The sequence below is a fragment of the Mediterranea sp. An20 genome (assembly GCF_002160055.1).
GTDB classification, from domain to species: Bacteria; Bacteroidota; Bacteroidia; order Bacteroidales; family Bacteroidaceae; genus Bacteroides; species Bacteroides avicola.
Map to the genome: position 1 here is coordinate 1 of NZ_NFJV01000073.1, position 1,129 is coordinate 1,129.

At 48.1% G+C, this 1,129-nt stretch carries 1 protein-coding gene; it reads left to right on the forward strand.

Annotated elements, in window-relative coordinates; all coding sequences use genetic code 11:
• Nucleotides 1-932 precede the first annotated feature (932 nt).
• A partial coding sequence (locus tag B5F34_RS17160) for a UpxY family transcription antiterminator (RefSeq protein ID WP_204245638.1) occupies nucleotides 933-1,129 on the forward strand: 197 nt, incomplete at its 3' end.

Consider the following 1,129-nt stretch of genomic DNA (forward strand, 5'->3'; position numbering starts at 1 on the left):
TCCCGGACATAGAGGCTGTAGCCGTGCATGAAAGAAGACAGAGAAAGCGAAGCAGGCAACTGTACCAACATACGCACGTGGTCTTGTGTGGTTCGACCCCTTTCGAGGTCGATGTGAGAGAAAGAGGATAGATGAGGTAATCCGCAGGTGTTCCCCTTCGGGGAGCCACCGGCGGTTAAGCATCGTTCAACCTCTCCGCGGTTGCCGAGTGTGTGAGGCAAGAAAGGGTTGGGTGTGCGAAGCAAGAAAGAGTTGAGCGTGCGAAGCTGGAAAGACTCTGACGTGCGAGGTTCAACCTCTTCAGGGATGTGGCAAGCAATGTGGAAATGCGCAATTCTGCCCCACGCAAAGTATATGTGGGGGAGATTGTCCGAGAACTCTTCCGACACTATCATTCTGTCATGGCGAGCGCAGTCGAGGGATCTCAAGACACGTTCCTGTAGATTTAGTGAGATGGCTCGACTTCGCTCGCCATGACAGAATGATAGCAGCTGATAGGTTTTCGGACAGCCTGGGGGGATATAAAAGTGTATATAAAAAAAGAGGGAAAATTTAGGAAAACGCTACATCTCTTCGTAAGAGATGTACCACGGTGCAAAGTTAGGCAAAATATTGGTTAGAGCAACTTCCAGGACATTTAAAAAACTTTTTCTGCTTATTTTTAAGTTCATTTTTGCTAAGTATGTTTAGCAGTTCTTCCGTTAATCATAACGTGATTTTTTTGTTTTCCAATTAGTTACAGCTGATAATACATCTCTTACGAAGAGATGTACCGTTATGAAACGTTCCGTTTGGCAATATGGCAAATAAACGTTTGACATACCGGAGCCCATCCCGAACTTTAGCGGGTTTGCTTGTAACTGATTGGAGGACAGAAAGATATATCTCCGTTCAGGACTAGGAATTTTGCGAATACCTTTAAACTCCCCCGTATGCCTTCTTCCAGTTGGTTTGTACTCCGCGACCTGAAGCGTCCCAACGCCAAGCTTCCCGCTTACCGTTTTCTGTCTGCCGAGGGTCTTGAGGTATTCACCCCCATGACTTGGCGTCTTTCCGTCCGTGGCGGCAAGCGCGTCCGCGAGGAGCGTCCGTTCCTTCCGGACCTGTTGTTTGTTCATTCCACGCGCGA